Genomic DNA, 23522 nt, shown 5'->3' on the forward strand with positions numbered 1-23522 from the left:
GGTTCAAGGTTAAAAAGCAATCAATTTGAAATAGTAGAATACGTTCCTAAAAAGAGTAATTCTACAACCTCAACGCCTTGCTAAGAGGCAAAAAATTGTTGGCTAAAATAAGCGACGAAGGAGCAAAAGCCAACTGTTTTATAGTTATATGGCATTAACCATTTCCTTGTTAATAATAACTTCTTTTGGTATTGGACCATTATTTTTAGCTCTTATCGATACTTCGTATTCACCAGTATTTTCTGATCCGGGAAGAATATGGCTTATAACTCCATATTCAGAGAATAAAGTAGAATCGAGAGTATAGATATATCCGTCAACTAAATTACCAATGGTCGCAAATCTCCTAGCAACATTTTTACAGCTGCTAGTTGATATATAACAGCCGTTATTCATACCTGTTTCAACTTGGTGCGCCCTAACCGCATTCCCCTCTGAACTACCAAAAGTATAACCACCACCAAAGCAAGCACCCTTTTGTCCAAAATAAACAGGTACAGATGGATCTTTTCCTTTAGGTAGGAGCTTTCCATCATTTTCTTTATCATCAATTTCCGAAACACCTCGGTATAAATAATGCTCTATCCTATGCCTCTTGTCGGAAAACAATAATGTTTGAAACTTTTTTTGCCTTCCCAGTCCGTTCCTTTCGTGTCAATAGAAGGTATGTATGACAATAAAGATCAAAACTTAGATTCAATCAACGTGCCTATCCAAAGAAAAATTGTGACAACAAAGATTGAAACTCACCTTTGGACAAAAATGAGTTTGAGCCGAAGGACGGCTCTGTGCCAACAGCAGACATTGACATTACTTTTCAAAAACCTCTGAATTGGACAGCTAAGCCACCATTGCGGTCGTTCATCATCAAATTATTAATGCTAACTTTGTGCGCTTTATAGTCCTTTCAGTCTGAATAAACCTATAATTAGGGTGTTCAGATCATGTGCCTATCTCATTCGAATATTGTGCGCTCATTATTTTGATGATTCCCTTATGACTTCTAATCTACTAAGCAGACATTAAAATTCACGGCTAAATGTGACCTAAAACAATTGGTATTTAGAAGTTATTATGAGTATTTTGGAAAGCTAAAAGTACCTGTAGAAATCGACACACAAGTTTATTGTTTATTGCCCTCATTATATTCCTATTGTTCAACGTTAATTGCGAGCCTAGTCGCCGTGATTTTACATCATTTTTTTTGTCCTAATAGAAAAGTATTTAATCATTACTTTGAAAGTTAAGCTAATTCTGAACATGAGATTCAACTTTAATTAATAAATTTACGGGCAATTTTGTTAGTAAATTAACAGGGAAATAATCACCACCTTTATACATAGCTCCATGACCGATAGATCTACTATTGCTGCGTTCATACAATTGCAAACTCGTTGGCTGTGAAAGGGTTAACGTATTAAAAACGATATGTTCTTAATTTTAAGCTATTTTACTTTCTGTCAAAGGTATTGAGAACTGAGCTACAAAAGTATTACCATTATTTGCCAGTGTAATTGAGCCTTTATAGTTTATCGCTATGGTATCTACAATAGATAAGCCAAGACCGGCACCCTCTGCTGAACCGCTACGCCAAAAGCGCGTAGTCATTTTGTCAATGTCTGTGGCGGTAACATTAGCCGTGTTGCTAACATTAATATTTAAAAGGCTTTCTGTAACGTTAATGGCCATTAAAACAGGTGTTTTTGGGGGACTGTATTTTAAAGCATTATCGAGCAGGTTACGGCAAACAATAGCGATCATAGCTGATGGGATAACGGATATGAGTTCTTTTCCTTGTATTGAATAAGCTATACGTTCACTACCTTGCGTTGTCTCATTTATCATGTTTTTAATGAGTAATTCAACTGACCAAGTTTCGTCAGTATGGACTTGGGTGATTGCATCAATATTTGCCAGTAAAAGTAAATTGTCTAATATAGAATTTAAACGCTTTGTGCTTTTACTTACCTGCAATAAAGCTCGCTGTTGCTTGTCTCCTGTTGTTAGTTCAGCAAGTTGGGCTTGAGCCAATATACCCGCTAACGGTGTTCTAAGCTCATGTGCAGCATTACTGGTAAATTGCTTCTCTCTTGATATCACTTCAGCTAATCGTGCCATTAGTGCATTTTGGCTGTTGATCAGTGGTTGCAGTTCTTTTAATGGTTGCTGTATTTGAATGGGAGCAAGGTCTTCACTACCGCGTTTTTCGAGTGCTGAAGTTAGTAGCATTATCGGTTTTATGCCTGTACCAATTGCAAACCATAATAAACCTAACGTAATTAAAATCGCTAATGCAGGGGGAATAAGAATACTTTTAAGCAGATCATAATATAAAGAATCACGCTCAGAAACCTTATCTGCAATGGTTATTTTATGTTGGCTGGTGATTAAAGTGAACGTACGCCACGCTGTACTTTCAGCTTGAATATAATGGAACCCAGATTCAACTGCTGTGCTATTGGGAAAAGTGCTGCTATTGCTTGTTGCTATAATACTGCCGTGCAAAGAGCTTATTTGACAGGTTAATCCCTTTGCCGTACCAACTTCATTGGCTTCCATTATTGCTGGTAAAGAGGCTGACATAGCACTTTGTGGCACATGCGCTAATATATTACTTAGCATTATAGCGGTAGATTCTAGACGTTTATCAAAGCTGACGTCTAATTTATGACTAAGACCCGTCACCATCCAAACACTGGCTAATAGCCAAAAACCAATAAATACGGCTGCCACTAATATTGTTAGGCGAAGGCGCAAGCTCATTGTTCAGTTACTTCAATTGAGCCTAGTCGAAATCCAAAACCCCGAATAGTTTCTATGCCTTTAGTTCCTATTTTTTTACGTAAATTAAATATATGTACATTCAGGGCATTACTGGCTACGTCGTCACATGTGCCGTATAAAACATCTTTTAATTGGCTTTCAGATAAAATACGTTGTGGATTGTTAAGAAATATTTTTAAAAGTAAATCTTCGTTCCGAGATAAGGGGATATGTTTGTCATTAATTAATAGTTTGTGTTGTTCTAAGTGATAAGTCAGCAGGCCATGTGAAATGGTGTTTGTTAGTCTGTCGGTTGTGCGTCGCTTTATACTGTACAAACGCGCTAATAACTCTCTTAGGTCAAATGGCTTAACCAAATAATCATCAGCGCCATTCTTTAATCCTGTTACTTTGTCGTCAATTGAATTACTCGCCGTGAGTATTAGTACCGGCAATGAGTGTTGATTTTTTCGCAGCCATGTTAGCCACGTTATACCATTTCCATCCGGTAAATTTAGATCAAGAATACAGAGATCGAAGTTGCTTTTATTCAAGATATTTTTTGCATGACTTATTGAAGCAACATGTTCCACAGCCATACCTTCACCCGATAAAAAAGTGCTAATGGCATCAGCAATAACAGCATCATCTTCAACTAATAAAATATACATTTTTGCTCAAATACAATTCTTATGCCGCTAAGATTAACGTGAAAAAGCGCAGGAGAACAAGCGATAAATTAAGTTTTTAGCAGGGTTTAGCGAATGAACTTTTTCTTAATGTTGGCTTAATATTAGCGATTTATCATTGGTAAGTTAATGGAAAAAAGATGTGGTAAATAAATGCTAAGTATTGCTGTAGGGCCGATAGTTCTCTCAATTTCACAATTAATTACTCTGGTAGGGTTATTTATGTTTTGGGGAATAACTTATCTTCAAACACGTAACAATGCAAAACAGAAACAGTTTTTAGAGTATATATTCACAGCCATTATTATTGGTTTTTTAACCGCACGATTGACCTTTATAATCGCTATGTGGCAAAGCTACCAAGAGAATTGGTGGCAATTAGTAAATATAAGTGATGGTGGCTTTATACCTAGCACAGGTTGGGGCGCTGGTGCCTTGGTACTGATGTTTTATGCTAGACGTAATAAATTGTTCATTAAAGCTTATTTTACATCGGCATTAATTACTTTTTTCTGTTTAATTATTCCTACTTTTTTTGCTGTTATTTATCAAGCAGCAGTCGAACTGCCTAGCTCACCTTTACGTAATATTGAAGGCCATGAAGTCGATTTAAGACGCTATAAGGGCACGCCAGTTGTTATTAATTTCTGGGCATCTTGGTGCCCACCTTGTCGTAGAGAAATGCCGGTATTAGAAGCCGCTCAAAAACATAACCCTGAGCTTGTTTTTGTCTTTGTTAATCAAGGCGAAAGCCTGCTTAGTGTTAAAAATTTTATTGATTCAACAGCGTTGGATTTAAAAAATGTTTTCATCGACCCCACTAGCAATGTTAGCCGAGAAACTGGCGCCGCAGGGCTACCAACCACATTATTTTATAATGAAAAAGGGCAGTTAGTTACTAGCCATATGGGCGAATTATCTCAAGCTAGCTTGCGTTATTACCTTAATCAAATTAATTCCGTCGTACCTTTAAAAAAAGGATAAACCTATGAAAATATCAATTTTATTTACATTTTTTTGCCGTTAAATCTTACTGCTACAGAAACAGTTAACTACCCAGCACCCTTAACGTTATTCACTCAGCAAGGTGGTGAAGTGGTCAGTTCTTTTAAAGCGCCGGCAAATATGACTGGCTATATCGCTAACTTTCAAAATGAGACTATTACTTTGTATGTCACTGAAGACGAAAAGTACTTATTTACCGGCCCATTAGTGGATACTGAAGGTAATTCTGTAGGTGAAGAAAAGCTGAATGCTTATGTTAATGGTCCAAAGGCGGTTAAGAATTGGCAAGCCCTTGAAAACAGTCATTGGGTAAGAGATGGCTCTGCGTCAGCCAAGCGTATTGTTTACACTTTTACGGATCCCAATTGTCCTTATTGTAAGCAGTTATGGGATAAGGCACGGCCTTGGGTTGATTCAGGAAAAGTGCAAATTCGTCATATTTTAGTCGGTATTTTAAAAGCAGACAGCTTAGGAAAAGCCGCGGCCATATTAAGCGCGGATAATCCTGAAGAACAATTGAAAAAATTAGCTGGCTCAGGATTATTTCAGTCTATAAAACCAATTGAGAACCCAGAAAAAACGATCCGTGACAAGCTAATTAACAACTATAAAACCATGCTGTCTTTAGGTGCCCGTGCAACTCCAGCTACTTTTTATCTAAATGCAGACGGAGAATTTAATAAACAAATTGGCTTGCCTCCTGAGTCAATATTAGCCGATATTTTTGCCCCAAATGACGGTAAGTAGAGTTTAGTCAGATGAATTATATTTTATTAACAGAGGCTAAATAAATGTGGTTAGTTAAGCTCGCTCTTCGTCAACGTTATACGGTTGGCGTATTGGTTATACTGTTGTTGCTGTTTGGCATTAGGTCTTTACAAAAAACATCTACTGACATTTTACCTTCAATTGATATTCCCTATGTCAACGTATTGTGGCAATACCCAGGTCTTAGTGCCTCTGAAATGGCGTCAAAAATTTCATCATTTAGTGAAATTGCCATCATGAATAACGTTGACGATGTAAAGCGTGTTCAATCTGAAAATGGTAATGGCTACTCGCTCATCCAAGTCAGTTTTCACCCCAGAGCAAAGTTAGCTGTTGCACTATCGCAAATTACCAGTGTCTCTCAAACCATTTTAAAGCGGCTACCAAAGGGAATGACCCCACCGTTAATAGTTAATTATACGACGTCAAGCGTACCTATACTTCAACTCGCCGTTTCTTCTCAAACGATGACTCAGTCTCAACTGTATGATTACGCTCGACTAACTCTAAGACGACAATTGCAGTCAATACCTGGCTTACGATTGAGCCTACCTTTTGGTGGAGCTCCTAGACAACTAATGGTAGATATTGATCCCGATAGATTACAGGTGCATGGACTAACAGCAAAAGAAGTAGCCATGGCTATTTCGCAACAAAACATTACGTTACCGACTGGTATTTTACGTGAAGGAAAAGTGGCCTTTACCGTTTCAACTAATGGGAGTCCGGAAGGTGTAGCTGAGTTTAAAGCTATCCCCATTAAATATAGCGAACATGGTCTAATTCAACTTCAAGATGTTGCAACGGTTCGTGATGGTGGCGCTGTTGCAACTAGTTTAGCTCGTGTAGATGGGCAAGCAGGCGTTATTGTTTCTATTTTAAAACTAGGGAATTCATCTACCGTAGATATCATTAATGAAATCAACCGTCGTTTACCAAACATACAAAAAGGTGCGCCTAAAGGCTTAACCTTAACGCCTATATTTAACCAATCTAAATTTGTTGTGGCTTCTAGAAATGCAGTGTTAATTGAAGCGGTAATAGTCGCCCTTTTAGTCGCTCTGGTCGTTTTAATTTTTATTGGCAGTGTTCGCAGCACAGCCATTGTGCTTACTTCTATTCCATTAGCCCTTTTAGCTTCTCTTACAGGGTTAACTTTTTTTGGTCACACATTAAATCTCATGACATTAGGAGGGTTAGGATTAGCAATCGGTATATTAGTCGATAATGCCTTGGTGGAAATTGAGAATATTAACCGCAACTTAGATTACGGCAAATCAATTCGACAAGCCGTAATTGATAGCGCCAAGCAGGTGGTATTTCCTGAGCTTGTTTCAACGATGAGCATATGTATCGTTTTAATGCCTATATTTTTGTTAAGTGGTACAAGCGCATACGTTTTTGAGCCTTTAGCCTTAGCGGTTCTACTCGCTATGATTGCATCTTTTATACTCTCAAGAACATTGGTGCCCATACTCGCATTTTTATTACTGAAAAATGAACGTGAAAATGTAAACCGAAATTCGTTAGTGCACAAAGTCCACATTAAGGTTGAAAAAAAATTAGACCGAATTATTGCGGTGCATTTATTAAACTTAAAGCGACTATTGAGTTGCCGCATCTTAGTACTCACTGGAGTGAGTATCGTGGCAAGTATCATATTAACTTCTTCGTTTATGATGCTTGGAAAAGACTACTTTCCTAAATCTGACGCGGGCGGAATTCGATTACACCTTAGAGTTGAAAATGGTGTACGACTAGAAGTGGCTGCAAAACAGTTTGCGAATGTTCATCAATTAATTAGAACGATAATCCCTGCTAACGAAATTCAGGCCATTGTTGAGAATATTGGACCTCCAGATGCTATAAATCGAACTTGGATTAGTTCTATGATTAGCACGTCTTCAGAAGGCGAGATATTAGTACAGTTAACCCCTGATCATGCACCAACTGACCTTTATATTAGAAAAATCAGAGCTCAGTTAGCGTTACAATTCCCTGACTACCAAGTGCTATTTCGTCCTGCTGATATTATTTCCCAAACACTTAATGGCACTGCTAGTTCTGCCATTGAAGTAAAAATCACAGGCCGAGATATAAAAGGAAATTTACAGGCCGCCACAAAACTAATGAGCAAGTTAAAAAATGTTGAAGGTGTTGCTGATATTATCATTGATCAAGTTACGGCCTGGCCTGATATCAATCTCAATATTGATAGAATACTTGCAAAAAAACTAGGTGTGAATATGACTGACATCAGTCAGACCCTATTAGTGAGCCTAAGCTCGAGTGCAAACTTATTCCCAAACACATGGGCAAATAATGGCATCAGTTATATTGTTGCGGCTCAAGTTCCACCCTATCGTTTAGACTCGTTAAACACTTTGTTAAATACGCCAGTTAAAGCCACTAATTCAGCTCAGGGAACCGTATTATTAAAAAGCCTAGTGAGTGTAGAAAAACGCGCTCGACCTGCATTAATTAAACGGCAAATGTTAGCCCCGACAATCAGTATATTGATTAACGTTGATCAACGCGATTTGGGTTCGGTTTATACCGACATCACAAAAAACGTTGCGTCGACAAAGGCTACTCTTAAAGCTGGCAATAAAATCATTATTGAAGGGCAAGCAAAAGACATGCTTTTAGCCTACAGTGACTTGGCTACGGGTATGGTGATGGCTGCAATTTTAGTATTTCTATTGATGGTAATAAATTTCCAATCTTGGGCCTTGCCACTTGTGGCTTTAAGCGCAATGCCTATGGCCATTAGCGGCTCTTTGCTTGCCCTATTCCTCTCAAATACGCCGTTAAGTGTCTCCGCATTTATGGGCATGATTATGGTAATGGGAGTAACAACGGCAAATAGTGTTTTAGTTGTTAGCTTTGCCAGGGCTGAAATGCTTGCGGGAAAACTAGCAAAAAATTCAGCATTGTCTGCGATAAAGACAAGGTTTAGACCGGTAATTATGACAGCTATAGCTATGTTGGTTGGCATGATCCCCATGGCATTAGCATTGGGAGAAGGAGCAGAACAAAACGCTCCTCTTGCAAGAGCTGTTATTGGAGGCTTAATTTTTGGCACACCAGCAACTTTGACATTAGTACCACTAATACTGAGCTTTCGAAATAAGCCAATGTTTCAAGATATCGAGGAAAACTAAAATGACAGAACATAAAATCAGACATAGCGCCCAATCTAAAGCCCAAGATTCCGTATTACATAAAGTAATGCACATCATTGCACTTATTGGCCTACTTATATTAACAACCTTAACGGTGCACGCAGAAACGAATCCTCCATCAAGTTATCAAACCGCCACGCTGACCAAAGTTTTGGATCAAAGAACGGTGAGTCTGCCAACCGTTTCACAGGCTAAACAAACGACAAAGTTACATTCTAGAGCCAGTGGTTATATCAAAGAACAATATGTAGAAATTGGTAGTGCGGTCAGTAAAGGCGATGTACTTGCAGTAATTGATGCTCCTGAGATTAAACTACAAGAGCAACAAATACTGGCTGACATTGAGTTTGGCAAAGCCGAGCATGAATTAAATCGATTAACGTTGAAACGAGCCAAGCAGTTAATAAAAGATAACTTAATTAGCAAAGCTGAATTAGATAGGTTGACCGTTCAAACAGAAAAATCAAAGGCTAAAATAGCAAGTTTGTTCGCACAAAAAGAACAAAACCAATTTCAACAGTCATTACTTATTATAACGGCTCCATTTGCTGGCTATATTACAGATAAAAATATTGAGATAGGCGACATTGTCAATAGCGTTAACAATCAATTAGATAACTACCTTTATAAACTACAAAACATAAACGAATTGAAGTTAATCACCTATGTGCCACAAAGCGAAGTTAGTAAAATATCAATTGGAGATACAATCGACGCCACGTTTACAGGCTATGAGGGCATCTTTGTATCTGCGACCATTACTCGTAAGGCGCAAGCAATAAGTGTTTTATCCGGAACCATGCTTGTTGAAGCTGAGTTTGATAATCGCGAGCATAATCTACCAACCGGCCTTAACGGAACCATTTCCATTAATATTAATAACCAAAAGCTCAGACAACCTAAATGGCAAGCACCGTTAGCAGCGCTTACTTATCATAAAGGTGGAGCCGCGATTGCGACCGTAAACGAAAATAATATTCAATTTCAAAAAATAAACATCGTTTCACAATCAACCGAACGCTTTATATTTGTTAGTGAAATTCGTCCTAACAACACGGTGATACTCAACCCGAACGCCTTATTGGACTATATAACTCTCTGATATTTTAGATCTTGTACATCAATTATTTAAGTATTAGTTTAATAGTCCGTAGCCATAATGAACAATTTAAAGCCAAAAGCATATATTCTTGTAGCGATAGATTAATGTTGCTTTTGGTATCGAAACGAAATGATTTTAAAGGTAAATCAATCCAAAAAATGTCCGCTGAAGGCTCATAGTGACTGCTAGATATATTGATTCAGCTCTTAATTTATGACCGCTTACAGCCCAAAAGATGTCGATAGGTGCTAAAACCTTAGGTCTTCAAAGTGGCAAAAGTGAATGTTCAGATACGAGTCGTCAACGGCAGCTTTGAGCTTGCAGGAGCCATTAAACCTCAAACCCTGAGACTATCCCTTTGACAGGCGAGTTAGCCACCAAACCCGTCATTGAGACTTTAAATTAAAGTGACAACCCTTCCGATAAAGCAGCACTACAGGAAATCTTAAAGTCGTTCCAGTTTCTCAGCGTGAAGTTTGAACACTTAATATTTAATATTGATTTAAATTACCGAAAGCGGACATTCAATTCACATGATTCTTATGTACTAAACCTTTAATAGTACTATGCCGGTTTGGGGCACATTGCGCCACAGGATTTAGGAGCACTTTGTGCGCAAATCGGAAGTAATATTTTGAAATTGAGAGTGTTTGTCGAGATCAACTTAGTACCAGTTAGTTGACCTAATATAACCGACAGCAGAATTGAAAATTGAAAATTATTGGAAAAGCGGACGTTCCTAAAATCGGTTTGAAATAAACGGCTTAAAATATTCATTTAATAACCAAAGGAAAACCATTAAAAGGCAACAATTGATGTTGGTGCGGTAAGTTTTTACCACACCATAACTTATGTCACTTGACCAGAACGTCTTGGCTAATGATATATCGTGTTAATACGAGATACTTGAGTGTTGATGCTTATTAATGTTGTGACAGAGACTTTTTTATTTGATTTCAACTACGCTTTTAACTGTAAAATTCGACGAGCACCACTTAATACAACAAGGGCAATTATAAATCCAATAACAAGATCTGGATAACGCGATCCTGTCAGTGTTACCAGTAGTCCTGCTAATATAACGCCAACATTTGCAATAACATCATTAGCTGAAAAAATCCAACTAGCCTTCATATGAGCGCCATTTTCTTTACTATCAGATATTAAAAACAAACATGTAACATTGGCAATTAACGCAAGTGCACCAAAAATCATCATTAAATTTGATACGGGTTCACTTCCGTATATAAATCGCCTTAACACTTCACTTAAAGCACCTAACGCAAGGATAACTTGTAGCAATCCCGATATGTGGGCTGCTTTGAGTTTCATCTTAATACTTTTCCCAACCGCATATATCGCTAATCCATATACAGCAGCATCTGCAAACATATCTAACGAGTCAGCAATCAGTCCAGCGGATTGAGCAATCCAACCCGCGATGAATTCACAAAAAAACATGAACCCGTTAATGATCAGTAACCACTTAAGAATAATGGTTTCTTTCCCTTCATTTTCTTTAGCAGATACTTTGGCTTGGGTTGCTTCAACACTGCAACTTTCTCTGGTTATTTCTAACGTAGCACCTAAATTCAATGATTGAAGCTTCGTAGTTATCTCATCCAAATGAGCATCATGAAAAACTTTAACTAGCCGATTAGGAATATCAAATTTTAATCCAACAGATGGCTCAATACCGTCGAGCGCTAACCTTATCAATCGTTCTTCAGAAGGACAATCCATCTTAGGCACTTTATAATCAGTGGTGAAACGCCCATCAAAAGCATCAGTATTTTTAATACTAGAGTCAGTAACAACTGACTCACATTGGCCACTACATTTATTTGACATAAAAAACCTTGCTAAACACATTTTTACAAAGTATAAAGTCTATGGTAACTATAGAGTCAACAAAGAAATTTAATATTATGAAAATTGGCGAACTAGCAAAATTAACAGATTGTTCAGTACAAACGATCCGTTATTATGAAAAAGAACAACTCTTGAAATCCCCAGAGCGAAGTGAAGGAAATTTTCGTTTATATAATAAATCGTCACTTAAACAATTGATGTTTATTAAACAATGCAGAACGCTCGATTTAACCTTATCGGAAATTCGTCAACTGCTTGAGTTACAAAGTTCACCCTCGATTCAATGCAACTCAGTTAACAACATGATCGATAGTCATATTCAGCAAGTTGAACAACGTATTAAAGAACTTAATAGCCTAAAAGAACAATTAAATTACTTAAGTAACACATGCTCAAATAATGGAACAATTGAGCAGTGTGGTATTTTACAAAAGCTTACCAGTGACGTAGCTAAAAATGTTTAGATACAATGCTGATCTTAAATCATTATTTGTTTTCTTCTAGATCTATACATATAGGCTATAAATAAAACCAATATTGTCAACTGTGCCATTATGCCTTCCCAAGTAGACCCAACACCAATCCAATCAACCTCTACAGTAATTGGCAATGGAGAAATTCCAATAATGGCAGCCTCTTGTAATGCTGAAACTGCTTTTCCCATCAATATAAATGACAGTGCTAATAAGAGATATGTTGTTGTTGAAAAGAAACGAGCAATTGGCAATTTTACAGAATATTTAAACATTCCCCATGCAATAATCGATAACACAGCTATCCCGAATAAAAGTCCACCGATAACAAATGAGTATTGAGTCGTTGAGGCTTGTGTTAACAGTGATTGATAGAATAAAACCGTTTCAAAAACCTCTCGGTAAACAGCGATAAATGAGAGCACGGCTAATCCCCAAAGTGTACCTGCTTCTAATTGTGTATTAATGTGCTTTTGAATGTATGCCTGCCAGTGTTCAGCATTCGTTTTGCTATGCATCCAGATCCCCACATAGAACAACATTAACGCTGCAAGCATTGCAGCAATACCTTCCATGACTTCTCGACTTGCACCACTGATATTGATCATTGACTGGGCTACCGCCCAAGTAGCAAAACCCGCTAGTAGCGCACTGAGCCAACCAAAATGGACATATTTTAAGGCATCATGACGTTTAGTTCGAATTAACACTGTTATCAAAGCCAGCACAACCAGCAAGGCTTCTAAACCTTCTCTTAGCAAAATAACTAAGCTTGCAGTAAAAAGAGCCTCATTTGATAAAGTGGTTTCTGTCAGAAGTTTTTCCGCGTCATTGAGTTGCCTCACAGTAATTTCCATAAGGCTTTCAAGTTGATTAACCTGTTGTGCGTTACTTAACACTTGACGAAGCTTAATCAAGTTTCCTTCGATGCTTTTACGTAAATTTTTGTCTCGTGCATCCAAACTATTTTCAATTAATTCAAAACCATCTAGATAAGCACTCACAGCAAGTGTTTTGGCCTTCTCATACTCTTCATTTTTATACGCAATGCTTGCGGCAGCTAATTGAGTTTTGGTTATAGCTAAAGGACCACTTTGATTGGTAAACAATAATTTTGGATCGGCTCTTAACCCTTCAATTTCATTTTTCGTTAATCCGTCAGTTTCTGTAGATAATTTTAATGGACTATAATTTATCCAGTTTTGTAATGAAATTGATTGCGATGGTTTGATGAATTCGCTTGATGATTGGAATGCCAAACCACCGACATAAAATGCAAGGGACCATTTCTGCTGTTCTTTTAGTTGTGTAAATGCAGGCATAGCCGTATCATCAAGCCCATTAGATATGGCATCAAACAAGCCTAAAAGTGAACGGTTTTCTGCACGGTTTTTATCGGTAAAATCGGTAGGTGCAGGCTCTAATCCCGATGCTAAAACACCATTTCCTTGACCTGAAAGACCGTGGCAACTCGCACAGTTATTTTCAAATAAAGAAAACGTCGCCTCTTTAGACAGTAATCTTTTAGGGAGAGGTAACTCAGGCATCATAGCCAATAATGAAATTCGCAGTTCAGAAGTAAATTGCCTGACAATATTTACATTTTCTTTAGTTGAAATAGCCTTTTGTAAGGCCGATGCTTTCTCATTGAGAGAGTGCATAACATAATTATCACTTGACGTTTTATCAACTATCAATTGAGAGAATTCAAGCATTTCCTGATATTCATCATCGTTAATTACTTGGCCATTATCAACCGCTGATGCGTAATCGACCCCCACATATTCTGCCAACTGTGCTATCTGGCGTAGTTGAGCAACCTCATCAACCGTTGACGCTATACTCAATGTCGAAAATAAAATAGTCGCCATCAACACTAAATAGAATGATGATTTTATTCCTATATGTTTTTGACTTATTAATCGCACGTTCCAAAAAAATTGCATACTATGAACCTTAAATATTACAGCCTAAATGATAATTATTATCAATTGCAATACCTGTAGTTACTATAGAGTAAAGTATTAAAAAATATTTTTATAACTGGGTGTTATCAATGAAAATGTAGAGAACATTAGAAAAATCGCTGACTAATGGTTTTAAAATGAACATTGAAAATATCTATCTAGCTAATTCTGTCAATTCATCCTTGACCCTATAGTTACTATAGAGATTATAGTGTTGATGTGTTGACCTATAAGCTGTTAATAACAAGATAAATAACGAGCATATATTAATGACTATTGCTCGTTTTAGCCAGCAACTGAATTAGTAAAGCAGAATCCTATGAAATCACATATATATTTAAAGAAATCGAATATTCTAGATTACGATACCCCTCTAATTACAGACTTGATTAAAAATAGAGGCTGGAATTCTCTTGATGATTTTGAAAAAATAGGGGCTGCTTACAGTTTTGTTAAAGATGAAATAAAGTTTGGGTATAACAGTCGTGATGATATAAGTGCGAGCTTTGTTTTAGCTGATGGGTATGGTCAATGCAATACTAAAGGAACTCTTTTAATGGCTTTATTAAGAGCATTGGATATTCCTTGTAGATTTCACGGATTTACTATTGAGAAAAGCTTACAAAAAGGTGCTATACCCAATTACATTATGTGGCTTGCTCCAGAATTCATTATTCATAGCTGGGTTGAAGTGCTTTTTGAAGATAATTGGATCAATCTAGAAGGCTTTATTATTGATGACCCATATCTAAAATCTATTCAATCTAAGTTTAAAAATGTGAAAAATAATTTTTGCGGATATGGTATTGCAACAAAGTGTTTATTAGATCCACAAGTGGAATGGTCAGGCAAAGATACGTTTATTCAAAAAGAAGGTATACATGATGACTTTGGTATTTTTAACACCCCAGATGAATTCTATGAGAAATATGGCACTAATTTGTCTGGCATTAAAAATTGGCTATATAAAAATGTCATTCGACATCTAATCAATAAAAATGTAGAAAGCATTAGAAAACTAATTAAATAATCATTATAAAATGAAAAAAGGGTTATCTAGCTAATTCTGAAAATATTTCTTGACTCTATAGCTACTATAGATGTTATTGTTGTGCGGTTATTTTGAATATTCTTAAATTTAATTATTTTCTAAATACCTTCTCAATAAATTTGTGTTATGTATCCTTAAAGGTCTTTGCTGTGAAAAATGTGCTTTTGAATTTTACTTTAGTCATTTTGATTGTATTACAATCATTTGTAGCTATTGCAAATTCACAAGAAATTCATGAAATTGATATTCAGCATATCCAAATTGAACATTCACATGAATCTGATCGCTTTGTAGCTGACAAAGAATTACCAACAGACAATGAACATAATGCTAAAGATTGTCATCATTGTGGTCATTGCCATGGATCTCATATTCAGTGGCTCGTTCAAGCTCAAACCTTTACTGAGCGTCCAAATCAAATAGGACATCAGTATGGGTATTTATTTCAATATTCAAGCCCTCCTCACGATAACCCAATAATCCCCCCTATAAGTTAACTCTATTAGAATAGCTCAGTTTAGCTGAGCATCTTTATATTCGTGTCTACTACGATTTCACTGTCGTTAGTTAACACTATTTAAATAAATATGAGTTTAATTTATGAAAATATTTTTTCAAAAAAATATTGGCGCTGTGCTATGCGTCAGTATGTCTTTGGCTATTTTAATTAATATACAAAGCGTAAATGCACAAACAACATCGACATCTTGGTTATCGATGCAAATAAACAAACATCCCGATATTATTGCCGCCAAAGAAGAAATGAATGCTGTTTTTTCAAATGCTGAAGGAAACAAGCAACCACTTTATAATCCTGAATTAGAGACAGGTTATGAACGAGAAGGTGACGCTAATAATTATTCTATTGGTATTAATCAAACGATTGATTGGTGGGATAAGCGAGAAACGAAAGAGCAACAAGCTAACTTTAGTTTAACCCAAGCAAGCAAACACTTTGACTTTCTTGTTCAAGAAAAGACAGCGCAAGCTTTACAAGCGTTAATTACTTGGCAAGCAGCTAAAAAACAAGCGGTTATTGCCCAAGAGCAAGAAAAGCAGTTAGAAACCTTACTTGATATCGTTAAAGACCGTCAAAAAGCAGGAGATCTAGGGCAAGTAGATGCCGAACTTACTTTTTTAAGTTTATCCCAAATGTTGAATGTTACCGCAAAGGTACAAGTTCAATTAAAACAAGCCGAAGCCCAAACCAAAGAGCTATTACGAGATTGGACGCCAGATAAAGAGGTTATACCTGCGCAAGGTTTAACTATCACTAATTATCAACTTTCACCTCAATGGCTTGAACAACATCCCTTAGTCTTAGCGGCAAAAGCACAGTGGCAAATAACTAGAAGTGATGCTCAACTAGCTTTGTTAGAAACTAAAGCTGACCCAACTATAGGTTTTAACGCAGGAAAAAATGATAGGGAAAACGTGTTAGGCGTAACTTTTTCAATGCCTTTGAATATCCGTAACAATTATTCAGCACAAGCAAGAGCTGCGAATCAACAAGCAATAGCTGCTGAAGCAAATTTTCGCTCCGTTATGCGCAAACAGAGATTTGCTATCCAATCAAGCACTGACACCTTAATCACTTATCAAAAAAACTATCAACGATGGCAACAATTGATGGATGGAAGAGGAAAACGTAGTGGCGATTTACTGCAAAAGCAATGGCAAAGCGGTGATGTAAGTACTACCGAATATTTACTTGCATTACAACAACGTGCTGAAGGTCTTAATGCTGGTATTGAATTACAAAGTCAATTTCAATTAAGCCAAATCGACTGGCTATTACAGGTAGGCCAAATTAAGGCCGCGACTCTGCAATTATCTCAGCTTTGAATATTAAAGGCATTATCAAGAATCAATTAATAGTCAATGAACCAATTTTGGAAAAACATATGAATAAGCAAATTAAATTAATAACACTTGCCGCACTATTTTGTGGAATAACAACCATAAGTACTTCGACATTTGCAAATGTTCAATCAGCAGAAAAAACCGAAAAGCATGTTGAAGCAAAAGATGATGGACATGGGCATGAAGATAAAAATGAGCACGAAGAAGAAAAAGACGATGGGCATGGACATGAAGGTAAAAATGAACACGAAGAAGAAAAAGACGATGGGCATGGCCATGAAGGTAAAAATGAACACGAAGAAGAAGGTGCGGGAGTTAAACTTTCAAAGGAACAATTAAATTTAGCTGAAATTAACATAACCGTACTAGAGCCTCAGGCGATGACTTACAGTATTTATGCTCAAGGAGAGATAAAAGCGAATGACTATACCAGTTATTTGGTCTCGCCAAGAGTAGATTCGGTGATACTAAAACGCCATGTTGCTTTAGGTGATCATGTTGAAATCAATCAACCGTTAGTCACCCTATTTAGTGAGTCAATGGCTGAAGCACAAGCCAGCTATAGGCTCGCTGATTCAGAATGGAAAAGGGTTCAAAAACTTGGTCGAAAAGCAGTAGGTGATAAACGCTTTATAGAAGCTCAGACCGATTTTGAGGCTGACTTAGGACGATTATATGCGTATGGCTTATCTGCTGACGCTATTACCTCTTTGGCTACCAACACTAAAAAACTTGGACAATACACCCTAAACGCAGAGACTTCTGGCGCTGTATTATCTGATAATTTCCGTCAAGGACAACGCATAGAATCCGGCGGTACTTTATTTGATCTGGCTGATGAGGATACGTTATGGGTTGAAGCACGTTTAGCGCCATCAATGGAATTGGACTTACCCAAAAATTCAAAGGCGCAAGTAAATGTAGGTAACAATACATACATAGCTACGGTCACTCAAAAAGCTCATACCATAGACCCAGTAACTCGCACACGCATTATACGTTTACAGGTTCAAAATGACGGCCATAAGCTTCATCCAGGATTATTTGCCGATGTCTATTTTTCCCTTGAAACTGACAAAAAGGTCCTGGCTGTACCTGAAGAAGCATTAATGCGAGGTAGTGATGGTGATTGGATGGTGTTTGTTGAAGAAAATGGCGAATTTAAAGGTGTTGAAATCGAATTGGGACGACAACTGGGAATATTACGTGAAATTCATGGTTTGCCAGCAGGCTCAAAAATTGTCACAACTGGTGCTTTTTATGTTGCCGCGGAAATTGCCAAAGGCAGTTTTGACGCACATAACCATTAATTTATTGATAATTGGAGAACTAACACATGTTAAATCGTTTGATTGACTGGTCTGTCGCTAACCGATTATTGGTGATACTTGCCTTGGTTGCGTTAACGGCTACGGCCATTTTTACTATTCCACGTTTGAATTTGGATGCATTTCCAGATGTTACCAACGTGCAAGTTGCCATAAATACTGAAGCACCTGGTTTAGCTTCGGAAGAAGTAGAGCAACTAATTACTTTCCCCATTGAAGCGGTAATGTATGCATTACCTGATGTTGAAGAAGTACGATCTATTTCTAAAACAGGGCTGTCTGGTATTACGGTTGTCTTCAAAGAAGGCACCGATATTTATTTTGCTCGTCAATTGGTTTTTGAGCGATTGCAATCAGCAAAAGAATTAATACCAGAAGGTGTTGGAACACCTGAAATTGGTCCAAACACCTCTGGTTTGGGGCAGGTATATCAATACTTACTACTCGCTGATGAAGATTCTGGTTATGACAGTACGTCACTTCGAAGTCTAAACGATTGGGTGGTTAAATTATTGTTAATGCCTGTAGATGGTGTTACAGATGTCTTAGCATTCGGCGGAAATGTTAAACAATACCAAGTAAATATCAACCCTTCTCGTTTACTTGCTTACCAATTGACCCAAGAAGATATCGCTAACGCATTAGAAGACAATAATGATAATGCGGGTGGTTGGTATATGGATAGAGGCCAAGAGCAACTAATTATACGCGGTGTCGGTTGGCTAAGTAGTGATGAAAAAGGTATTGAAGAACTAAAACAAATCCCTGTTAAAACAATTGAAGGTACTGTTGTCTACCTTTCTGATGTGGCAACTGTTGAGTTTGGAAGCGAAATTAGACAAGGCGCTGTCACAATGACTAAACGTGTCGGTGCTAATGGTAGTAAATTCCTAGGTGAAGTTGTTTCCGGTATTGTTTTAAAACGTATGGGCGCAAATACTAAAGTTGCCATTGATGGCATAAAAGACAGAATCCCGCTCATTCAACAAGCCCTGCCAAAAGGTGTAACGTTTGAACCTATTTATGACCAAGCAGATTTAATTGAAAAAGCAGTTAGCACAGTCGCTCAAGCATTGACAATGGCTTTTATCTTTATTGTTATTGTATTGGTACTTTTCTTACTCAATGTACGCGCAGTTTTACTGGTTCTTATTTCTATTCCACTTTCTGTTGGTATGGCATTAATGATCATGGCTTACAATGGCTTGTCTGCGAATTTAATGTCTCTGGGTGGTTTAGCGGTTGCGATTGGAATGATGGTCGATGGTGCAGTGGTGATGATGGAAAATATTTTCAAACATCTCAGTCAGCCCGATCGTCGTCACGAACATAGTCATGAAGGAATGCATGACAGTGAGAATCCTTTTGATGTCGAAAAAGATGTCGATGTTAGTTTACGCATACAAATTGCCGCTAGAGAAGTAGCTAAGCCAGTATTTTTTGCAGTAACAATTATTATGGTGGTTTTTGCCCCTTTATTTAGCTTAGAAGGGGTTGAAGGCAAACTATTTCAGCCGATGGCTATTAGTATTATGATTGCAATGGTTGCGTCTTTAGCCGTATCACTCATTGTTGTACCTGCGTTAGCCAGTTACCTGTTTCAACGAGGTTTTAAAGCTCGAACCAGCCCTTTCGTTAGTGTGCTAGAAAAGCTTTACCGTAGTAGTTTAACAAAAGCGATGAACGCTAAAAAAGTAGTTCTTATCGGGGCTGGAGCCTTGCTTGTTGGTACGTTATTTTTAGTGCCAAATTTAGGCACTGAATTTGTGCCAGAGCTTGAAGAAGGCACTATTAATTTACGTGTAACCATGGCCCCATCAACCAGCTTAGCGACTGCCCTTTTAGTATCCCCTAAATTGGAAAAAATATTACTTGAATTTCCTGAAGTAACTTATGCTACCAGTCGTATTGGCCGAGCAGAAATTGGTGGTGATCCTGAGCCAGTGAGTAACATTGAAATCTATATTGGTCTCAAACCAGTTGTAGAGTGGACCAGCGCTAAAACACGCCATGAACTACAAGGTTTAATGGAAGTAAAACTTGAGAAATTCCCCGGTTTACTACTGAATTTTTCTCAACCTATCGCAACAAGAGTAGATGAATTACTTTCTGGTGTTAAAGCGCAGTTAGCCATAAAACTATTTGGTGCTGATCTCGATGTCCTTGCTCAGCAAGGTCAGGCTATAGTTAATGCTATTCAAGGTGTTGATGGTGCAAGGGATGTCGCTATGGAGCCAATCGCAGGTGAATCTCAGTTAGTCGTTAGACCAAACCGTCGTCAATTATCTCGATACGGCTTATCGGTTGGTGATGTAATGAGACTTGTGCGAAATGGTATCGGTGGTCAGGAAGTAGGACAAGTCATTAATGGTAATGAACGTTATGATATTTATCTACGGATAGACAAAGAGTTTAGAGATCAGCAACAAACTATTGCTGACTTACGGCTACAAGCTCCAACAGGTGCATGGGTACGGTTAGGTGATGTTGCAGATATTGCCATTGAATCGGGTCCCCCTCAGGTACGCCGAGATGATGTCCAGCGACGCGTCGTTATTCAAGCCAACGTACAAGGACGAGACATGGGGAGTGTCGTTAAAGATATTAGAGCAGCAATTGCAAGTAAGGTTGATTTACCTCCCGGTTATTCTGTTGATATCGGTGGCCAATTTGAAAATCAACAAAGAGCACAGCAAAGACTTGCTATCGTTGTTCCACTTTCTATTGGTATTATTGCGTTGCTACTATATTTTGCTTTTACTAGTGTTGGTCAAGCTATGCTCATACTCGTCAATTTACCCTTAGCTATGATTGGTGGAGTTGTCGCCTTGTATATTTCTGGTCAATACTTATCTGTCCCAAGTTCAATTGGTTTTATTACCTTATTTGGTGTCGCTGTTCTCAATGGTGTGGTTATGGTTGAAGCGATTAATCTACGCATTGAAACAGGTATGGAAAGTATTGCCGAAGCCGTTTACGAAGGCGCTATATCAAGGCTTCGCCCTGTATTGATGACAGCGATTACCTCCGCTCTTGGTTTGATACCTATTATCATGTCAAATGGTGTAGGCTCTGAGATACAACGACCATTAGCCACTGTAATTGTTGGTGGTTTGGTTACAGCAACGTTCCTTACTTTATTTGTCCTCCCCGTACTTTATGGTTGGTTTTCTAAAGGTCGGATTGAAGAAATGAGAAGGTAGTGCTGTTTGGCTAAAGCAAATATGACGGTTTGCTTTAACTCGATATCCCGTAGGTATTCGCTGCGGGATATCAATTTATAGGAGAAAGTAATGTCCGACAAATTACATCAACATCCAACTAGCGATGGACACAGTCATATTCCTAAAGATATGTCTTCAAGTCGTATTGGCTGGGCATTTATACTAAATGTTTGTTTTACTATTATCGAATTTATTGGCGGCTGGTTAACCAACAGTACCGCAATCATGGCGGATGCGGTTCACGATTTAGGAGATAGTTTATCCATCGGTCTCTCATGGGTATTAAATAAACTCAGCAAGAAAAACCATGATGAAACGTTTAGTTACGGCTACCACCGTTTTTCTTTACTTGGTGCGCTTATTAACGGCGTTGTCTTAATAGCGGGGTCAATTTATGTGTTAACCATTTCATTCCCTCGATTGTTATCGCCAGAGATGCCTGATGCTCAAGGCATGTTATGGTTAGCGATATTAGGGGTGATTGTTAATGGTTATGCTGCCTTCAAATTAAGTGACGGGAAAACATTAAACGAACGTGTACTTAATTGGCATTTACTGGAAGACGTTTTAGGTTGGGTAGCTGTGCTAATTGTTGCTATCGTCTTAATGTTTGTCGAACTGCCAATACTTGATCCCATACTTTCAATCGGATTTACCTTATTTATTCTTTTTAATGTCTTAAAAAACCTCCGTACTGCAATACGTCTGTTTTTGCAGGCAACACCAGAGCAAGCCATTCAAGAAAAAATAAAAATTGAATTATCAACATTGAAATTTATTGAAGATATTCATCATTTTCATTTGTGGTCCCTTGATGGTGAAAGGCATGTACTTACTGCTCATTTAGTAGTGAACCATTATTTTGATCAACAGGAATATATTGCAATAAAGCATGAAATATCAACACGACTAAGCCCGTTTCATCTTGAACATACAACGTTGGAATTTGAGTTTGTAAACGAAATATGTAGAGATTCAAAAAACAATTAGAAATACTTTCAAAGATGAAAAGACATTTTAACCAAACCTGTTGCAGGCTCGTTTTTTTGAGAGACCCCATTTCTCTTACTAGTGCGGAAGCCTTTAGTGTTACTACAGCGGAATGCTGACAGATTTATTTTACGTAAACCCAAATCTGACGGATGACTATGATGATTAGCTATTACAGCAATCTTGTCCTTCTTGAATTGGTGGGCATTTAACAGTTCCAAAAGAACAGAAAACGCAGCAATCACCTTTTAAAGGCTTTAATAATACTTTGCATGATTCACATTTATAGAACCACTGACAGGCATTGGTTGGCATTTTTTCTGTTTTACTATGACCACACTCAGGACAAGTTATTGTTGAGTTTAATTTTATACTTTGCATACTCGCACCTTTATAGGTTTTACAATATCTAATACTGACATTACAATCATTAAACTTATGCCAAAGTAGAATAAATAGGTACTCCAACCATATTGCCAGAGAAGATAGGGGTTTTGTGACCATCCCCTCGATATTAACCTTACTTGCGGTAAGGTACTGAAAAACCTAGTGACCTTGGGTTTAATATGAAATTAGCTAGTTTAGTCAAAACTCTTATAGCATTTTGATAATTTAATTATGAGAGCACTTTTGATACATATTTATTGCCAACATCATTAAGTAAACCTTTTAATAATTGTTTACCCCTCAAATTACTGTTTAAAAAACAGGCTTAAGGTTAATTTCGAGGGGATGGGCAACAAACCTCTAGTTTGACACCAAACTTACTACAGATTTAAATCTACAGAGCCTTTTCCGTTGCTATTTCCAAATTACGCAAGTCCAAAATAGTTTTCACACAGCCTGAGCTTGAAGGGGGCGCTAACTCTCTTGGGGGGCGAAAGCGCCTTAGACTTAATACTCTAAATTCGTTTGAAACTTGAATAATGGAAATGTCCGCTTTGGGAATTTGAGATCTAGCTCCATGCAAAAGTGTTAGGTAAAACTTCAGTTGTAAATGGATGTAATTTTTTAAGTGAAAATTGCAGTTTTAGGCTCAAATTTCACATCAAGTAATGAAAGTTCAACGGCAGCTATGAGCTTGAAGCAGTCATACAATGTAAAAAATACGACTGACCGCTTATCGCTCAAAGCCGACCTATAGAGTAATTACGTTAACACGTCTTGGGGCAGAAACGAGTTACGACTGATAGCACTAAGCTGAATTTCGGCAAAGAACGAATAGCGGTCATTGTGATTGGC

17 protein-coding genes are annotated in these 23522 nt (G+C 37.6%); 11 read left to right on the forward strand and 6 right to left on the reverse strand.

The genetic code is table 11. The features are described 5' to 3' along the window. Nucleotides 1-144 precede the first annotated feature (144 nt). The 3 genes from I6E85_RS19685 to I6E85_RS19695 all read right to left on the reverse strand — a co-directional run bounded on the left by I6E85_RS19685 (nt 145) and on the right by I6E85_RS19695 (nt 3434). Complete coding sequence (locus I6E85_RS19685; RefSeq protein ID WP_050581782.1) at nt 145-609, reverse strand: hypothetical protein; 465 nt, start codon at nt 607-609, stop codon at nt 145-147. A gap of 831 nt (nt 610-1440) precedes the next feature. Continuing rightward, a complete protein-coding gene (locus tag I6E85_RS19690; RefSeq protein WP_024592047.1) occupies nt 1441-2763 on the reverse strand; it encodes a histidine kinase dimerization/phospho-acceptor domain-containing protein in 1323 nt (440 codons plus the stop codon). Beyond that, nucleotides 2760-3434, reverse strand: coding sequence for a response regulator transcription factor (locus I6E85_RS19695; RefSeq protein ID WP_024592048.1), 675 nt, complete (start codon nt 3432-3434; stop codon nt 2760-2762). Before I6E85_RS19695 ends, I6E85_RS19690 begins: the two co-directional genes overlap by 4 nt. A 171-nt stretch (nt 3435-3605) precedes the next feature. Here I6E85_RS19695 and I6E85_RS19700 point away from each other — a divergent pair, with 171 nt between their 5' ends. Genes I6E85_RS19700 through I6E85_RS19715 form a run of 4 tightly spaced genes read left to right on the forward strand, consistent with a single transcriptional unit; the run spans nt 3606 to nt 9512 of the window. After that, nucleotides 3606-4436: a TlpA disulfide reductase family protein gene (locus I6E85_RS19700; RefSeq protein ID WP_024592049.1), complete on the forward strand. Its 831-nt coding sequence runs from the start codon at nt 3606-3608 to the stop codon at nt 4434-4436. Nucleotides 4437-4469: 33 nt separating this feature from the next. Continuing rightward, a complete protein-coding gene (gene dsbG, locus I6E85_RS19705; protein WP_024592050.1) occupies nt 4470-5204 on the forward strand; it encodes a thiol:disulfide interchange protein DsbG in 735 nt (244 codons plus the stop codon). Between the two features lie 44 nt (nt 5205-5248). Continuing rightward, complete coding sequence (locus I6E85_RS19710; protein WP_024592051.1) at nt 5249-8389, forward strand: efflux RND transporter permease subunit; 3141 nt, start codon at nt 5249-5251, stop codon at nt 8387-8389. 1 nt (nt 8390) lies between these two features. Further along, nucleotides 8391-9512 (forward strand): efflux RND transporter periplasmic adaptor subunit, encoded by a 1122-nt coding sequence (locus tag I6E85_RS19715; protein WP_024592052.1) that lies wholly within the window; start codon nt 8391-8393, stop codon nt 9510-9512. A 960-nt stretch (nt 9513-10472) separates the two neighbouring features. Here I6E85_RS19715 and I6E85_RS19720 read toward each other — a convergent pair. Beyond that, nucleotides 10473-11363, reverse strand: coding sequence for a cation transporter (locus I6E85_RS19720; RefSeq protein WP_024592053.1), 891 nt, complete (start codon nt 11361-11363; stop codon nt 10473-10475). 77 nt (nt 11364-11440) lie between these two features. On the opposite strand from I6E85_RS19720, the gene cadR reads away from it, so the two are divergent. After that, nucleotides 11441-11848 carry a Cd(II)/Pb(II)-responsive transcriptional regulator gene (gene cadR / locus I6E85_RS19725; RefSeq protein ID WP_024592054.1) on the forward strand — a complete coding sequence of 136 codons (408 nt, stop codon included), beginning with the start codon at nt 11441-11443 and terminating at the stop codon, nt 11846-11848. A gap of 14 nt (nt 11849-11862) precedes the next feature. Here the strand turns inward: cadR and I6E85_RS19730 are convergent, their stop codons facing one another. Beyond that, on the reverse strand, nt 11863-13803 hold the full coding sequence (locus I6E85_RS19730) for a cytochrome c/FTR1 family iron permease (protein WP_024592055.1): 1941 nt from the start codon (nt 13801-13803) through the stop codon (nt 11863-11865). A 340-nt stretch (nt 13804-14143) separates the two neighbouring features. Here I6E85_RS19730 and I6E85_RS19735 point away from each other — a divergent pair, with 340 nt between their 5' ends. From I6E85_RS19735 to I6E85_RS19760, 6 genes are all read left to right on the forward strand, one after another. Beyond that, nucleotides 14144-14854 (forward strand): transglutaminase family protein, encoded by a 711-nt coding sequence (locus I6E85_RS19735; RefSeq protein WP_024592056.1) that lies wholly within the window; start codon nt 14144-14146, stop codon nt 14852-14854. Between the two features lie 170 nt (nt 14855-15024). Further along, complete coding sequence (locus I6E85_RS19740; RefSeq protein ID WP_024592057.1) at nt 15025-15372, forward strand: hypothetical protein; 348 nt, start codon at nt 15025-15027, stop codon at nt 15370-15372. 103 nt (nt 15373-15475) lie between these two features. After that, complete coding sequence (locus tag I6E85_RS19745) at nt 15476-16720, forward strand: TolC family protein (RefSeq protein WP_024592058.1); 1245 nt, start codon at nt 15476-15478, stop codon at nt 16718-16720. 59 nt (nt 16721-16779) lie between these two features. Next, on the forward strand, nt 16780-18048 hold the full coding sequence (locus I6E85_RS19750; protein WP_197237267.1) for an efflux RND transporter periplasmic adaptor subunit: 1269 nt from the start codon (nt 16780-16782) through the stop codon (nt 18046-18048). Nucleotides 18049-18074: 26 nt separating this feature from the next. Then, a complete protein-coding gene (locus I6E85_RS19755) occupies nt 18075-21269 on the forward strand; it encodes an efflux RND transporter permease subunit (RefSeq protein WP_024592060.1) in 3195 nt (1064 codons plus the stop codon). 150 nt (nt 21270-21419) lie between these two features. Continuing rightward, nucleotides 21420-22280 (forward strand): cation diffusion facilitator family transporter, encoded by an 861-nt coding sequence (locus tag I6E85_RS19760; protein WP_029753426.1) that lies wholly within the window; start codon nt 21420-21422, stop codon nt 22278-22280. Between the two features lie 165 nt (nt 22281-22445). Here I6E85_RS19760 and I6E85_RS21095 read toward each other — a convergent pair whose 3' ends face one another. Then, nucleotides 22446-22661 (reverse strand): GDCCVxC domain-containing (seleno)protein, encoded by a 216-nt coding sequence (locus tag I6E85_RS21095; protein WP_076915486.1) that lies wholly within the window; start codon nt 22659-22661, stop codon nt 22446-22448. Nucleotides 22662-23522: the final 861 nt, after the last annotated feature.

Origin of the sequence: Pseudoalteromonas sp. NZS71 (assembly GCF_015864715.1) — a bacterium.
Taxonomy (GTDB): domain Bacteria; phylum Pseudomonadota; class Gammaproteobacteria; order Enterobacterales; family Alteromonadaceae; genus Pseudoalteromonas; species Pseudoalteromonas arctica.

Coding starts and splice junctions, on each gene's coding strand:
- I6E85_RS19690 (WP_024592047.1), bottom strand. CDS start 2,763: ATGAGCTTGCGCCTTCGCCTAACAATATTAGTGGCAGCCGTATTTATT.
- I6E85_RS19695 (WP_024592048.1), bottom strand. CDS start 3,434: ATGTATATTTTATTAGTTGAAGATGATGCTGTTATTGCTGATGCCATT.
- I6E85_RS19700 (WP_024592049.1), top strand. CDS start 3,606: ATGCTAAGTATTGCTGTAGGGCCGATAGTTCTCTCAATTTCACAATTA.
- I6E85_RS19710 (WP_024592051.1), top strand. CDS start 5,249: ATGTGGTTAGTTAAGCTCGCTCTTCGTCAACGTTATACGGTTGGCGTA.
- I6E85_RS19715 (WP_024592052.1), top strand. CDS start 8,391: ATGACAGAACATAAAATCAGACATAGCGCCCAATCTAAAGCCCAAGAT.
- I6E85_RS19720 (WP_024592053.1), bottom strand. CDS start 11,363: ATGTCAAATAAATGTAGTGGCCAATGTGAGTCAGTTGTTACTGACTCT.
- cadR (WP_024592054.1), top strand. CDS start 11,441: ATGAAAATTGGCGAACTAGCAAAATTAACAGATTGTTCAGTACAAACG.
- I6E85_RS19730 (WP_024592055.1), bottom strand. CDS start 13,803: ATGCAATTTTTTTGGAACGTGCGATTAATAAGTCAAAAACATATAGGA.
- I6E85_RS19735 (WP_024592056.1), top strand. CDS start 14,144: ATGAAATCACATATATATTTAAAGAAATCGAATATTCTAGATTACGAT.
- I6E85_RS19745 (WP_024592058.1), top strand. CDS start 15,476: ATGAAAATATTTTTTCAAAAAAATATTGGCGCTGTGCTATGCGTCAGT.
- I6E85_RS19750 (WP_197237267.1), top strand. CDS start 16,780: ATGAATAAGCAAATTAAATTAATAACACTTGCCGCACTATTTTGTGGA.
- I6E85_RS19755 (WP_024592060.1), top strand. CDS start 18,075: ATGTTAAATCGTTTGATTGACTGGTCTGTCGCTAACCGATTATTGGTG.
- I6E85_RS19760 (WP_029753426.1), top strand. CDS start 21,420: ATGTCTTCAAGTCGTATTGGCTGGGCATTTATACTAAATGTTTGTTTT.
- I6E85_RS21095 (WP_076915486.1), bottom strand. CDS start 22,661: ATGCAAAGTATAAAATTAAACTCAACAATAACTTGTCCTGAGTGTGGT.